Source organism: Peribacillus glennii (genome assembly GCF_003429105.1).
Classification (GTDB): Bacteria; Bacillota; Bacilli; order Bacillales; family DSM-1321; genus Peribacillus; species Peribacillus glennii.
In genome coordinates, this window is record NZ_QVTD01000026.1 from 48,124 (window position 1) to 62,288 (window position 14,165).

Here is a 14,165-nt window from a genome sequence, read left to right on the forward strand (position 1 = left end):
AGGAGATGTGGATATGAAAAACGAAATCATTGACCGATTTACCTCTTATGTCAAAGTAGATACACAATCAAATGAAGAAAGCGGGAGCTGCCCTTCAACGCCTGGACAGCTGACACTTGCCCGCATGCTGGTTGATGAATTAAAGGCGATCGGTATGGAAGAAGTTACAATTGATGAAAATGGATACGTGATGGCTACCTTGCCTGCGAACACGAATAAGGATGTGCCGACAATTGGATTTCTTGCCCATGTCGATACAGCCACAGATTTTACCGGAACGAACGTCAACCCGCAAATCGTAGAAAGCTATGACGGCCATGAGATCGTGTTAAATGAAGCTTTGCAAATCGTTCTTTCACCGAAAGAATTTCCGGAGCTTTCCAACTACAAAGGGCACACCTTAATCACAACAGACGGCACTACTCTGCTCGGGGCGGACAACAAAGCCGGCATTGCTGAAATCATGACTGCGATGCATTATTTGATTAAACACCCTGAAATCAGTCATGGAAAAATCAGGGTCGCCTTTACACCTGATGAGGAAATTGGAAGAGGCCCGCATAAATTTGACGTAGCGGCCTTCCATGCCCAATTCGCATACACAGTGGACGGCGGGCCGCTTGGGGAGCTTGAGTATGAGAGCTTTAACGCGGCTTCGGCAAAAATTACGATCAAAGGAACCAACGTTCACCCTGGTACAGCAAAAGGCAAAATGGTGAATTCCGCCAAAATCGCAATGGAACTGCAAAGGAGGCTCCCTGAACAAGATGCACCTGAATTCACAGAAGGATATGAAGGTTTTTACCATCTACTAAGCATAAATGGCGATGTGGAACAAACGAAACTCCATTACATCATCCGTGACTTTGACAGGGCCGCTTTCAATGATAGAAAAGCCACTATCGAAAACATTGTTAATCAGCTTAGGGAAGTTTACGGAAAAGACAGCCTCCTCCTCGAAATGAAAGACCAATATTATAATATGAAAGAAAAAATTGAACCAGTGAAGGAAATTGTCGACATTGCCCACCAAGCGATGGAGAACTTGGGCATCAGGCCAATCATTAAACCGATCAGGGGCGGCACGGACGGATCGCAGCTCTCCTATATGGGGCTTCCTACTCCAAATATTTTCACGGGCGGTGAAAACTTCCACGGCAAATTCGAATATATTTCAGTAAACAACATGGTAAAGGCAACCAGCGTCATCATTGAGATAGCCCGGTTATTTGAAGAAAAGGGCTAATTAATTCACTGGGGTCAGTCCCCCAACACTGTAAAGCGGTACCGCATTGGGGGACTGACCCCCAATACGGTAAAGTGGTAACGCAACGGTAGACTGACCTCCGGAATAGACTAACCTGTTTAGTGCATATATTGCTTTGAATTTAATTCAAAGGGGATGATCATGTGTCTCATCATGAAATTCGTGCTGCTTTGACAGGTTTGGATCCGAATTATGCAAGAAGGCTTTCTGATGCCCTTAATGTATATGTGGCCAATCTTCATGTAGTTTCAGCGAAAATACGCAATTTTCATTGGAATGTGGTGGGTGTCGATTTCTTTGATTTTCATGAGGTATTACAAAAGATTTATGAACATGTTGCACTTGAAACCGATTTATATGCTGAACGGATAAAGATGTTGGGGTTTTACCCGCTGGCCTCCATGCAGGAATTCATTCGTTATGCCACACTGGACGAAGCGCCCAGTGCGCCTTATAATACATCCACCATTGCTTAGGCTGTCGCCAAAGACTTTGCGGCAACAGCACGCTATTTACGTGAAGTAGACGAGTTTGTAAGAGAAACGACAGATGAATATACAATCACTCTTCTTGGAGATTCATTGGGTTTCCTGGAGAAACATGTCTGGTTCTTCACAGCATACTTAGAAAGAATGCGTGAGAGCGCCCCAGAATATTCCATTTGAAAAGACCGCTCCTTAGCAGAGCGGTTTCTTTATTGTTCATACCAATAAAAATCCGACTTCCCCCACATTTATTGGAAATCGGTTTCATTATGTCTAGATTTAGGAAATGTTCGCTTCCTTTTTATGAATGCGTAGATTCTCCACCGTCCACGTGCAGGACTTGGCCGGTGACAAAGCGTGAATCATCGGATGCCAAATATACATATGTTGGAGCTAATTCAAATGGATGGGCCACACGCTTCATAGGATTAAAGGCTCCGTATACCGCCACTTGGTCTGATGAGAAGCTCGCAGCGATAAGCGGCGTCCAGATCCGACCCGGCGCTACTGCGTTGACACGGATACCTTGATTGACGACATTATTCGCAAGGGCGCGTGTCCAGCCTACGATAGCACCTTTGGTAGCCGTGTAATCAATCATTTGTTTCTCACCGACATATGTCACAACAGAAGTAGTGCCAATAATAGAACTTCCCGGCTTCATATATGGAAGCGCTGCCCTTGTGGTGTAGAAGTGGGAATAAATATTCACCTTAAAGGTGTCATCGAATTGCTGGTCCGTAATGTCAGTCAAGCTCTTCTGCTGGAACTGGATCCCTACATGGTTACAAAGGATATCAAGACGGCCAAACGTCCTTACGGTTTGCTCTACAATCGCAACACACTGCCGTTTTTCCCGCAAGTCACCAGGCATCAATATACAACGCCGGCCAAGTTGTTCAATCCTCATTCTGGTCCGGTTTGCATCCTCATGTTCATTTAAATAAGCGATGGCAACGTCCGCGCCTTCTTTGGCAAACGCAATGGCCGTCGCCGCCCCAATTCCGCTGTCACCGCCTGTAATCAGCGCAACTTTTCCTCTTAACTTACCGCTTCCTTTATAATTTGGATTTTCAATAATCGGGCGGGGCACCATTAACCCTTCCACACCAGGATGAAAAAGCTGGCGTTGTTCAGGTAAATTTAATGGGATTTCCTCATATCGGGTTATTTTTCCATAGTTGGGATACATCGGGTAGGGATGTTCCACTTTTTTTGCGTCAAATGCTTGTTGCAGCTGTTGGATCTGCCGCAACTTCATTTGATCCATCTGGCCCATCACATTAGCTTCATGCTGGCCCATCACGTTACCTTTTTGATATTGACCCATCATATCTCCGTCTTGATATTGACCCATCACATTACCTGCATGCTGGCCCATTTGCGGCATAACATATTGTGGCATCTGATTGGCTTGTTTCATTTGAGGCATGTGATACTGCGGCATCTGATTGGCTGGTTGCATCTGATACATTTGCGGTTGGTACATATGCGATTGGTTCATTTCCGGCATTTGATCCATCATACCCATTTGGTCCATGGAATCCATTTGATCCATGGAATCGATATCTTGCATTTGATCCATTTGAGGCATATCGCGATCTTGATTTTCTTGACTCATGGGAAACCTCCTGGTTATAAACTTTCTGTTTAACGTATGTTGGGCGACCGACCGAAGTGCCTGTTTCCCAATAAAGTAAATCCCTCTATCTATCGATTTAGGGTTAGGTTCATGACCCGTTTTAGGCAAGTGGTACTTGCTCCATATCCATTTAGTATGAATAAGGTAAAACGTAAGAAAAAATGTTAAGGAGGCAGCCCTTTGAGATTCGAGTTTAGTCCTGAAGTAAAACTATTGCTGGTCAACCATTCAGATCAAAAAGTAAGGATGGATTATATCAATCATTCCTGGCCAATGTCGGAAATAGGTTGGAGACCGCCTTATTACACCAACCCGCGGTATGGTTTCAACTACCCTATTATCTAATTTTTATAAAATCGGGTCGTCATAACAATACGTATAAAAGAAAAAGCCTGTATTTTTGATTAGAATCATGAATACAGGCTTTATTTTCAAAAGCTAATTTATTTTCTTTTTTCTTTACTGTAAACGGCCATTTTTTCGGTCCAATGTTTCAAAGAGTGAAAAAGATCTATGCAACGATATTAAAGTTCTGTTGAATAGACCATATTTGACAGAATGATTGACTGCTATTTATAGTAGAACAGGCAACATTTTTAGAATTTTTTATAAATTCCAATAAATAAATCTATAGGGATTCTGAACACAAGTACATTTTACCTGAGGAGTGTTTTTGCGTGAAATATAGTTATCTTTCTCATCTCGAATGCCCAAAATGTTCTTCAATATATTCGGCAGAAGAAGTTCAGCAGCTTTGTCAATGTGGTTCGCCTCTATTGGCAAAATACCGGTTAGATGAGGTCAAAACAAACATCAAAAGGGAAGATTTACAGCGCAGGGAAAAAAGCCTATGGAGATACCATGAATTGCTGCCTGTACATACCATTGAAAATGTCATAACTCTTGGGGAAGGTTACACTCCTTTGGTCACAGTTCCAAAAATCGGGGCCAAGTATGGAATTGATGACTTATACATTAAGGACGAGGGAATCATTCCTACAGGTTCCTTTAAGGCACGCGGAGCTGCTGTGGGAGTTTCCAAAGCAAAAGAGCTGGGTGTGAAAACTCTTGCCATGCCTACAAATGGTAATGCAGGCGGCGCTTGGTCCCTTTATTCAGCAAAAGCAGGAATCGAGTCCTTCATCGTCATGCCAAAAGAAGCCCCGGCGATTACCCGGGTCGAGGTGCATATTTCCGGCTCACATTTATATTTAATTAATGGATTGATAAGCGATGCTGGAAAAGTGGTTGCGCATCTAGTCAAAGAAAAAGGGTTTTACGATGTCTCCACCCTGAAAGAACCATACAGGATTGAAGGCAAAAAAACAATGGGCTACGAAATTGCCGAACAAATGGACTGGAAGCTTCCAGATGTCATCCTTTACCCTACCGGAGGCGGAGTAGGAATTATCGGCATTTACAAAGCCCTGCTTGAACTGAAAGAACTAGGCTGGATAAATGAAGAGAAACTGCCACGCCTTGTTGCTGTACAGGCAGAAGGCTGTGCCCCAATTGTAAAAGCATGGGAAGAAGGCAAGATGGAATCGGAGTTCTGGGAGAATTCAGAAACAAACGCATTCGGCATCAATGTTCCAAAAGCTATTGGGGATTTCCTTGTGTTGCAGGCTATCCGGGAAACCGGGGGTTGTGCGATTTCCGTGTCCGAAGAAAGCATCAAAAACAGCCAGCAGGAAGTAGCCAGCCTGGAAGGAAACTTTATCTGCCCTGAAGGAGCAGCAACCTTTGCAGCGGCTAAAATCTTAAGGGAAAATAACTGGATCAAGCCAAATGAAACGGTAGTATGCTTGAATACCGGGCAGGGAATCAAATATCCTGAATCGTTTGAAGTTGAGTCAGCGGTCCTGGAAAAAGGCGAGGCTATTATTTTATAAAAGCAGACCAGCATTGCGTTTGGCTGATTTTTTTTGGATTTGGCCGGATAATCTCCGGTGTTGGTCGAGTTATGGTGAGCTTTGATTGAATTATAGAATGCCAGCTGGATTTCCACCGAATTTGGCTGAATTATTGTTGGTCAGCGTTGTTAGTCGAATCATGTTGTACTTTGGTTGAATTATGGAATATCGGCCGGCTTGCCATCTATTTTGGTTCATTTAGCCCTAAAATTTGGTTAAAATCTTTATAGGCTTAGGCTAGATTGTACAGTGAGGAGATTCATTTTACATGAATCTTCCACATTCCAATCATAAAACTGAACAATAAGCCCCCATAGAATTTCATCTCTATGGGGGTTTCTTTTATTTTTTCAATTGATAAACCACTGATTCATATGGCCGGAGGGTGAAATTAGAAAGATCTGACACAATATGATCTTCATAGTTGCTGATCAAAAGCTCCCCTGATCTGAATTGGATAGAAGAAGGCAATTCAAACTCGGTTTCTTTTTCATAAAAATTATTGATCACAAGAAGCATTTCATCCCCTAACTGCCTTGTATAAGCAAAAATGGAGTCATGGGTTTCAAGAATTAAATCGTATCTTCCGTACACTATGATTTCATGCTTTTTACGAAGTTCGATCAGTTTCTTATAATGATAAAAAATGGAGTGCTTGTTTTCTAAGTCACTTTCAACATTGATCTCCGGATAATTCGGGTTGACCTTCAGCCATGGAGTTCCTTTTGTGAAACCTGCGTGTTCCGAAACATCCCACTGCATAGGTGTCCTCGCATTATCGCGCCCTTTGGCGTAGATCGATTCCATTACTTCCTCAGCATCGTAACCAAGTTCATGAACCCTTTCCTGATACATATTTTCCGATTCAATATCCTGATAATCCTCAATGCCCGGGAACCGGACGTTGGTCATTCCAATTTCCTCTCCTTGATAAATATAAGGAGTGCCCTTCATAAAATGAAGCAACGTTGCTAGCATCTTGGCAGATTCAACCCGGTATTTCCCTTCATTCCCGAAACGGGAAACAATGCGGGGCTGATCGTGGTTGTTCCAATACAGACTATTCCATCCGCGGTTTTCCAGCTGTTTTTGCCACTTCGACAGGTTCTGTTTCAGGTCCTCCAGGTCTAGCGGCTTCAGGTCCCATTTTTGTTTGCCTTTTTGTTTATCAAGGCTCATATGTTCAAATTGGAAGACCATATTAAGTTCGTTTCGTTCTTCTGCAGTATAAAGCTCAGCTTGATCCGGCGTGACCTTTGGGCACTCGCCTACTGTCATGATATCGTATTTTGATAACACTTCACGATTCATTTCCTGCAGATAGTCGTGTACGCTTGCCCCATTAAACTGATAAGGCAGGGGAGTTGGATTTCCTTCCTTGTACTCTTCGTAGGTTGGAAGGAATTCCTTTTTGGAAATCATATTGATCACATCCATGCGGAAACCGTCAATTCCTTTATCCAGCCAGAATTTCATCATGGAATAGATGTCGTTCCGGAGTGAAGGGTTTTCCCAATTGAGATCAGGCTGTTTTTTCGAAAACATGTGAAGATAATACTCTTCTGTTTCCGGGCTGTATTCCCAAGCGGATCCCCCAAAAGAGCCAACCCAGTCTGTAGGAGGCAAGTCCCGTGTACCCGGACGCCAAATATAATAATCTCTGTATGTATTATCTTTAGATTTTCTGGCTTCCATAAACCAGGCATGTTCATCGGAGCTATGGTTCACCACCAGGTCCATGACCAGTTTGATCCCTCTTTTATGCATTTCATCAAGAAGACGGTCCCAATCTTCCATGGTGCCGAATTCTCCCATGATTTCCTGGTAATCGCTGATATCATATCCATTATCATCGTTCGGAGATTGGTAAACTGGTGAAAGCCAGACCACATCGACCCCGAGCTTATTCAGATAGTCAATCTTGGAAATTATTCCCGGTATATCACCGATTCCATCCCCGTTGCTATCCATAAAACTCCTGGGATAAATTTGATATACCACACTTTCTTTCCACCATTTTTTATTTTGAGACACAGAGAATTCTCCTTCTTATTTTGCTTTTTCTAATAGCTGCGTAATTTGCTCTAAAGTAGGAATGGAACTGATTGCACCTTTACCGGTGGCTGTGAGGGCGCCGCTTGCATTCGAAAATGCCAGGAATTCTTGATGGTGTGCATGGCAAATCTCTTCAAGGGTAGCTTGAGTGGCTTGCTTGCTTAAGAGCTTGAATAGAAATCCGCCGATGAATGCATCTCCGGCTCCCGTGGTGTCCTGCACCTCCACACTATAGCCTTTGGATTCATATTTATTTGTTTTTAAATATAAGTCCGCACCGTGGGCGCCTTTTGTATAGATGATTGCCTTTACCTCACCTGTAAACAAGGACTGGATGGCTTCCTCCTGGTTCGTCATGTTTGTAATGAACGGCAATTCTTCATCTGAAATTTTAACAATATGGGCTTTCGGCACAAATTCAAGAATGGTTCGCCTGCAATCCTCAGCACTATCCCAAAGCGGAAGCCGGACATTGGGGTCAAAACTGATCAAACTACCCTTTGATTTTGCTTGCTGGATCGCTTTTATATGGGCATGCTTCATCGGGCTCTCAACCAAATCAACCGACCCGAAATGTAAAATATCCCCTTCCCCAAACCAATCTTCTTTAATCTCACTCGCGGTCAGCAGGAGATCGGCTGAGGGCTTGCGGTAAAAGGAGAAATCCCTTTCGCCATCCTCTCGTAATGAGACAAAAGCAAGCGCAGTATTCGCTTCGTTTGTCCGTAAAACTTGTTCGGTTTGAACACCCGCTTTTTCCAGTGTTTCTATAAGGAAATCACCAAAGGCGTCATTGCCCAATTTCGTGACCATGGAGGACGCCCCACCAAATATAGCCACTGCGGCTGCTACATTCGCCGGGGCCCCGCCGGGAGCACGTTCAAACGTTGTGACATCCTTAAGCGCCTTGCCCTTTTGAAGAGGGATAAAATCGATCAACACTTCCCCTATTGAATAAAGCCTTCCCATTCTATTCCGCCTCCAATATGAATCTAAAAATACGTGCGTTTTTGTATTAGACCCCGATATAATCTGGGATTTGTTCAGATGTTTGGGATATAAGCACAATAATTGGGAATTATCACACTTCAGCGCGGCACAGTGCCGGGGGACTGACCCCCGATGCTTTACAGTGTTAAAGTTCCCATTTTTTTGCGTTGAAAGCTGCTCTGCCATTTTTGGCATAAAAGTGGATTTGGTCGCATCCGGCATCAGGGAAAATTCGTGAAGTGAAGACTTCTTCGCCTTCATTCAAAAATATTTCGACGGACGATGTGTCCACGAACATATGGAACACGACTTTGTCTGCATTAAGGTTGCATGACCTGGTTGTTCCATACTCCACACCAACTTCCGCACCTGAATCGCTTCGGTCCAGAGTCACTTTTTTCTCGACAGCATCGTATTTGATGACTGTCTTAAACCCGCCGCAGGCACGAAATTCTATGCCGAATTCATCGGCGCTGAAATCAGACACTTCACATAAAAGTTCATAGTTTGTTCCGGTAAAGCCGTCGATGCGTTGCAATTCGTTATCTAGCACAACTTTTGCCGTTGATTCTTGTTTCCGCAATAATTCTAACTCTTTCACCGGCTTTTGCACAAGCCTGCCATTTTTGGCTGATAATTCACGGGGCAGGGTCAAGCAATGTGCCCAGCCATTTTTATCTGTCGGATAGTCAATTTCCGGCAGTCCCATCCAACCGACAAGAATCCTCCTACCATCGGGGCTTGCCATCGTTTGAGGGGCATAAAAGTCAAAACCTCTATCCAGTTCGCGGAAATCACCATGGTCAAAATTTCGATCAGGGAGGTTAATTGAACCTCCCATCAAATAACCGGACTGATAGATATTTTGGTATTCATCGCCCAGCGGTTGAAGCCCTTGCGGGGAAAAGATCAAAACACCTTGGCCATCCATTTCAAAATAATCCGGGCATTCCCACATATATCCGAAGTTTTCCAGCTTTGTTTCCAGCTCTCCTTCAAATTCCCAATCTGTTAAATTTGAAGAACCATATACCACGATACAACCGGTTTCATTTTCACGCTGAGCACCGATTACGGCATAAAACAATTCACCTTGTTTCCAAATTTTCGGATCACGAAAATGGTCTGTATAGCCTGATGGCACAGTGCTGATCACTGCTTCCTCAAGTTTCTTGATACATCCTGTTTTATCCATGACAGCCAGGCATTGGTAAGGATGCCTGATCCAATTTTCATCACGCGTATTTCCAGTATAAAATAAAAACAGCTTATCTTCATATTCTATTGCGCTTCCAGAATATGCCCCATGCCTGTCATAATACCGGTCGGGTTCGATGCCAATTCCGGCATCCTCCCAATTTACCAGATCCTTTGATTTCATGTGGTACCAATATTTCAAACCATGCACCGGTCCCAATGGAAACCACTGATAAAATAAATGGTAATACCCATTATAATAGGAAAAACCGTTTGGATCATTCAGCAGCCCTGTACGCGGCTGGATATGAAAAGTTTGGCGCCAAGGACATGCATCCACTTGACGCCCCAATTGCTGCATCTCTTCCGGGCTTGCTTCATCAAGCCGCCGGTATCTTTTTTCCCTAGTCCATTCCATGATTTTGCTCTCCTTACGAAATTGCTTAATGATAGAAAATGTTTTGATATAACCTTGCTAAGCTAAAATTAAAGGAGGGAAACCAGTTATGATTTCCCTTTCTTTTTTTATTTATTAGTTTGTTTTTTGTTTTTTAGCATCACGTTTTCCAAGTACGATCGTCACAAGGAATGCGACCGCAAATGTAATCGCCATACCAACAATATAGAAGGTGATTGTTCCCGGTTTAATGGAGATGATACCTGGAAGGCCAGCAGCACCCAAAGCGATCGCTTTTACTTTGAATAAAGCAACGAATGCGGAACCAACCGCCGCTCCTGAAATTGCTCCAATAAACGGATACTTCAATTTCAGGTTCACCCCGAACATTGCCGGTTCAGTGATGCCTAGAAGCGCTGATATCCCTGCTGCAGAAGCGGTGCCTTTTACTTTCGCGTCACGTGCGAGAAGGAGTACTGCAAGCGTTGCTGCTCCTTGTGCGACATTGGACATTGCAGCAATTGGAAAGATGAAGGATCCACCCGTTTTTGCCATATCAGCAAGCAGCTGGGTTTCTACCGCTATGAAGCTATGATGCATACCTGTAATAACAATCGGCGCGTATAAAAGACCGAAGATGGCACCACCAACAAAGCCTGTTGTATCATATAGCCACACGAGCCCATCAGTGAGCAGGTTCCCCGCACTTCGTGTGAAAGGTCCCACTAGTGTAAACGTTAGAACTCCGGTAATAAAAATGGATAATAACGGCGTTACTAAGTTATCTAGGAAAGAAGGAACTCTTCTTCTTAAGAATGTTTCAATTTTAGCTAAAATAAAGGAAGAAACCAATACAGGAAGCACACTGCCCTGATAACCAACCTTTTCAATTTCGAATCCTAAAATTTTCCAGAACGGCACTTCGCCTTTTGCAACGGCATCAGCGTAGCCATAGCCATTTAGCAAGTCCGGGTGAACCATGAGCATACCAAGCGCCGCCCCCAAATATGGGTTGCCCCCGAAACGTTGTGTTGCGGAAAAACCAATTAAAATCGGCAAGAAAACAAAGGCCGCGTTGGCAAATGTATTAATCAAGGCTGCCAAATCCGCCATTTCAGGATAGGCTTCAATCAAAGACTTCCCTTCAATGAAAAAGTCCTGGGCTGTCAAAAGATTATTTAATCCCATTAACAAACCGCCGGCCACGATCGCCGGAATGATTGGCACGAAGATATCGGAAAGCATCTTAACGAATCGCTGGAGCGGATTCATTTTCTTCGCCCCGGCTTTGCTGACATCCTTTGTCGACATTTCAGATTGGCCGGACAGCTTGGCAAATTCTTTATAAACTTCATTTACAGTACCTGATCCCAGAATGATCTGATACTGCCCTCCAGTAGAGAAAGTTCCTTTTACTACATCCATTCCATCCAGTTTTGTTTGATCAACGATTTCTTCATTATTTAACACCAAACGTAATCTGGTGGCACAATGTGCTGCTGCGTCGACGTTTTCTTTTCCGCCTATGGCCGATAAAATTTCCTTTGCTATGCTGGTATAATTCATCTGCTTCTCACCCTTACATTTATGTTTCGGAACCGGTTCCAATTGGTTCTGCAAAATTTTCTTATCGAACGGAACCGGTTCCATTTTTCTTCAAAAAAATTAATAGCATTGTTTTCGGAACCGGTTCCAATATTACCGAAAATTATGGAACCGGTTTCAAATAGATTATATGATGATCATAAAAGATTGTCAACGCTTTCTCTTTCAATAATTTCATATTTTGTAAAGGAAATTTTGCCCAGTTCTTCCCCATTTACAAGCTTCGTGATATCCTTTGCCGCCATTCTGCCGGCTTCTTTATAATAAAACTTGGCCGTTGTAATGCCAGGATACGTGATTTCCGTGATATCATACCCGCCGAAACCTGTAAGCGAAAGATCCTCCGGTACTCTCAACCCCTTCATATAGGCCGCCTTCAGCGCACCTAGGGCAATATTATCCGTCGCACAAACAATAATCGAAGGCTGGTACTCTTCAATGATTTCAGGCACCCTTTCCATCGCTCCTTTGATGTTAAAGCTCGTTTCGAAATAATGTACGAGTGTATCTGGTTGCCCCTCCACCGCTTTTTTAAAGCCTTCTTTCCGTTTGATGCCTACAGCGATGTCTTTTTCTGTTACGCCAAGATATGCGATGTTCCGATGGCCTTTCTGGAGAACATATTTACCCAGCTCGTAGCCTGATTCGTAATCTTTATGAATAATACTGTGAAGCTGATCATGCTGCTGTCCGACCAGGATAACCGGGATTTGGGCCTGTCTGAATGCTTCCAAATGACCGTCCGTGATTTCAGTGGCCAGCAAAATAATTCCGGCAACCTTTTGTTTGGCGAGACTGTATATATTCTCTATTTCCCGGTTTAAATCCTGGCTTGAATTGGATATGACCAATTGACAGTCTAGTTCACGGAGCTGTTCATCGATTCCGATCAAGGTTTGTGAAGTCGCATACGAATCGAGGCGTGGTACTATCGTGCCGATGATATTTGTTTTTTTTGCTTTAAGGCTCTGGGCAAATTTGTTCGGGGAATAGCTGTTTGCATCGATCACACGTTCAATTTTTTTCCGGGTGGCATCACTGATGGATCCCCCATTCAGGTACCGCGAAACTGTGCTCTTGGAAACGCCGGCGATTTTGGCTATATCAGCAATGGTTACCATATCTTCAACTCCAACAAACAACCGTTAATTATCATCATTATACATGAAGTTTCCGATATTTATAAGGGCTGGGATGACAATAATAGTTTGCTTAAACTGAGACCATTTTTACGGTAATTTCATACGAATATAGATAAGGGACGATTGCACAAGAAGGAAAGGATTGATGATATGAAGCCGGTTTTTCTCGTCCTGGGTGGCACCCAAAACTCCCTGCCTGTCATCAGGAAAGCGCAGGAGTTAGGTCTCAGGGTTTTAGTGATTGATCCTGACAAAAACGCAATCGCTGCAAGGCGGGCCAATTATTTTGAAGTCGAAGATCCAAACTGTCTGGAATGTGTGGAAAAGATCGCAAGAAAATATAACGTTGTCGGCAGCATGACAAGGAACGAGCTGTATGTGGCAACTGTTTGCTTTTTGAATGAGGTTCTTAACCTCCCAAAACAGGGCGAGGACATAGGTGATTCCGTAAGAGATAAATACGTAATGAAACAGGCCTTTAAGCGCGATGGAATTACAATGCCGGATCCGTTCTATAAAATTGAAAACAAAGGGGAACTGGAAACGGTGAGGGCCAAGCTCAAAAAAGACCTTCTGGATTCTCCCTTCATCGTCAAGCCCTCCGACCAAAGAGGCAGCATTGGAATAACAAAAATTGAAAAACTCAGGGGATTCGATAAAGCAGTGGCAAAGGCGCTAAAACGCGCGAACAACCAAAGGGTTATCGTTGAGAAATTCATTGACGGCGAGCAGCTTGGGGCACAAGGATTCAGCATAGATGGCGAATTGGTGAAATGCTTTATTTCCCGAAAAACTTCCTCTCCAACATTTGTGTCGCTTGGCCATTCCTTTCCCATTGACCTTTCACCTGAAGTGATATGGGATATTGAGGAGGAATGTGCAAAGGCTCTCAGAAGCCTGGGAATTATAAATGGACCCAGTACGATTGACATCAACCTCGATAAACAAGGAAAGCCGCATATTATTGAGATTGGCGCCCGGGCAGGCGGTACCGTGCTTCCGGAAACGATATTGGCACACACCGGCATCGATCTTATTAAAGCTTCTGTTGCGCTCGCCAGTGGCAGAAAGGTGGAATTCCCCATGCCTAAAAATGTCCCGGTGGCAGCACACAAGCTATGTTTTCCAAAGTCAGGGAAAATTAAGAACATACGAAACTATCGCAAACTAATCCAGCACTACAAACCGGCCGACTTCAAACTAAACATAAACCGCAACATGAACGTCATCGCAAACAGGGAATACGGCTACGTAATCATCACCGGAAACACAGGAATCGCCGAAAAAAAATGCTCAGAATTCATCTTGGAACTAAGGAATCTAATAGAATTATATTAAGGGGGTCTTGATGGGGAAACTGACCCCCATCGTCCACATTTGCTTTAGCACTTCACAGCATCGGGGGTCTGACCCCGTTCGACACATTTGCTTTAGCACTTTACCGCATTGGGGGTCTGACCCCTCTTACGACA

General features: G+C 43.7%; 11 protein-coding genes. 5 read left to right on the forward strand and 6 right to left on the reverse strand.

Annotation, left to right across the window (positions count from 1 at the left end; all coding sequences use genetic code 11):
• Window positions 1–13: 13 nt before the first annotated feature.
• Together pepT and D0466_RS21690 are read left to right on the forward strand one after the other, a co-directional pair.
• A complete protein-coding gene (gene pepT, locus D0466_RS21685) occupies window positions 14–1,246 on the forward strand; it encodes a peptidase T (RefSeq protein ID WP_117324578.1) in 1,233 nt (410 codons plus the stop codon).
• A 164-nt stretch (window positions 1,247–1,410) separates the two neighbouring features.
• A complete protein-coding gene (locus D0466_RS21690; RefSeq protein WP_117324579.1) occupies window positions 1,411–1,743 on the forward strand; it encodes a Dps family protein in 333 nt (110 codons plus the stop codon).
• Window positions 1,744–2,053: 310 nt separating this feature from the next.
• On the opposite strand, the gene D0466_RS21695 is transcribed toward D0466_RS21690, so the two are convergent.
• Window positions 2,054–3,031 carry an SDR family oxidoreductase gene (locus tag D0466_RS21695; protein WP_117324607.1) on the reverse strand — a complete coding sequence of 326 codons (978 nt, stop codon included), beginning with the start codon at window positions 3,029–3,031 and terminating at the stop codon, window positions 2,054–2,056.
• 543 nt (window positions 3,032–3,574) lie between these two features.
• On the opposite strand from D0466_RS21695, the gene D0466_RS22660 reads away from it, so the two are divergent.
• Together D0466_RS22660 and D0466_RS21700 are read left to right on the forward strand one after the other, a co-directional pair.
• On the forward strand, window positions 3,575–3,739 hold the full coding sequence (locus D0466_RS22660) for a hypothetical protein (RefSeq protein ID WP_199484615.1): 165 nt from the start codon (window positions 3,575–3,577) through the stop codon (window positions 3,737–3,739).
• 332 nt (window positions 3,740–4,071) lie between these two features.
• The gene (locus D0466_RS21700; protein ID WP_117324580.1) at window positions 4,072–5,286 is read left to right on the forward strand and encodes a threonine synthase; all 1,215 of its coding nucleotides are present in this window, start codon (window positions 4,072–4,074) and stop codon (window positions 5,284–5,286) included.
• A 363-nt stretch (window positions 5,287–5,649) separates the two neighbouring features.
• Here D0466_RS21700 and D0466_RS21705 read toward each other — a convergent pair whose 3' ends face one another.
• The 5 genes from D0466_RS21705 to D0466_RS21725 form a co-directional block, all read right to left on the reverse strand.
• A complete protein-coding gene (locus tag D0466_RS21705) occupies window positions 5,650–7,341 on the reverse strand; it encodes a glycoside hydrolase family 13 protein (RefSeq protein ID WP_117324581.1) in 1,692 nt (563 codons plus the stop codon).
• A 15-nt stretch (window positions 7,342–7,356) separates the two neighbouring features.
• Window positions 7,357–8,331, reverse strand: coding sequence for a carbohydrate kinase family protein (locus D0466_RS21710; protein WP_117324582.1), 975 nt, complete (start codon window positions 8,329–8,331; stop codon window positions 7,357–7,359).
• A 166-nt stretch (window positions 8,332–8,497) separates the two neighbouring features.
• Window positions 8,498–9,967, reverse strand: coding sequence for a sucrose-6-phosphate hydrolase (locus tag D0466_RS21715; RefSeq protein WP_117324583.1), 1,470 nt, complete (start codon window positions 9,965–9,967; stop codon window positions 8,498–8,500).
• Window positions 9,968–10,081: 114 nt separating this feature from the next.
• Complete coding sequence (locus D0466_RS21720) at window positions 10,082–11,512, reverse strand: sucrose-specific PTS transporter subunit IIBC (protein WP_117324608.1); 1,431 nt, start codon at window positions 11,510–11,512, stop codon at window positions 10,082–10,084.
• Between the two features lie 176 nt (window positions 11,513–11,688).
• Window positions 11,689–12,672 carry a LacI family DNA-binding transcriptional regulator gene (locus D0466_RS21725; protein ID WP_117324584.1) on the reverse strand — a complete coding sequence of 328 codons (984 nt, stop codon included), beginning with the start codon at window positions 12,670–12,672 and terminating at the stop codon, window positions 11,689–11,691.
• Between the two features lie 171 nt (window positions 12,673–12,843).
• Here D0466_RS21725 and D0466_RS21730 point away from each other — a divergent pair, with 171 nt between their 5' ends.
• Window positions 12,844–14,031 (forward strand): ATP-grasp domain-containing protein, encoded by a 1,188-nt coding sequence (locus tag D0466_RS21730; RefSeq protein ID WP_117324585.1) that lies wholly within the window; start codon window positions 12,844–12,846, stop codon window positions 14,029–14,031.
• Window positions 14,032–14,165 lie beyond the last annotated feature (134 nt).

What these genes read in the sequence shown, in the direction of transcription:
- D0466_RS21730 (WP_117324585.1), top strand. Translation starts at nt 12,844, where the DNA reads ATGAAGCCGGTTTTTCTCGTCCTGGGTGGCACCCAAAACTCCCTGCCT.
- D0466_RS21710 (WP_117324582.1), bottom strand. Translation starts at nt 8,331, where the DNA reads ATGGGAAGGCTTTATTCAATAGGGGAAGTGTTGATCGATTTTATCCCT.
- D0466_RS21695 (WP_117324607.1), bottom strand. Translation starts at nt 3,031, where the DNA reads ATGGGCCAGATGGATCAAATGAAGTTGCGGCAGATCCAACAGCTGCAA.
- D0466_RS21715 (WP_117324583.1), bottom strand. Translation starts at nt 9,967, where the DNA reads ATGGAATGGACTAGGGAAAAAAGATACCGGCGGCTTGATGAAGCAAGC.
- D0466_RS21720 (WP_117324608.1), bottom strand. Translation starts at nt 11,512, where the DNA reads ATGAATTATACCAGCATAGCAAAGGAAATTTTATCGGCCATAGGCGGA.
- pepT (WP_117324578.1), top strand. Translation starts at nt 14, where the DNA reads ATGAAAAACGAAATCATTGACCGATTTACCTCTTATGTCAAAGTAGAT.
- D0466_RS21725 (WP_117324584.1), bottom strand. Translation starts at nt 12,672, where the DNA reads ATGGTAACCATTGCTGATATAGCCAAAATCGCCGGCGTTTCCAAGAGC.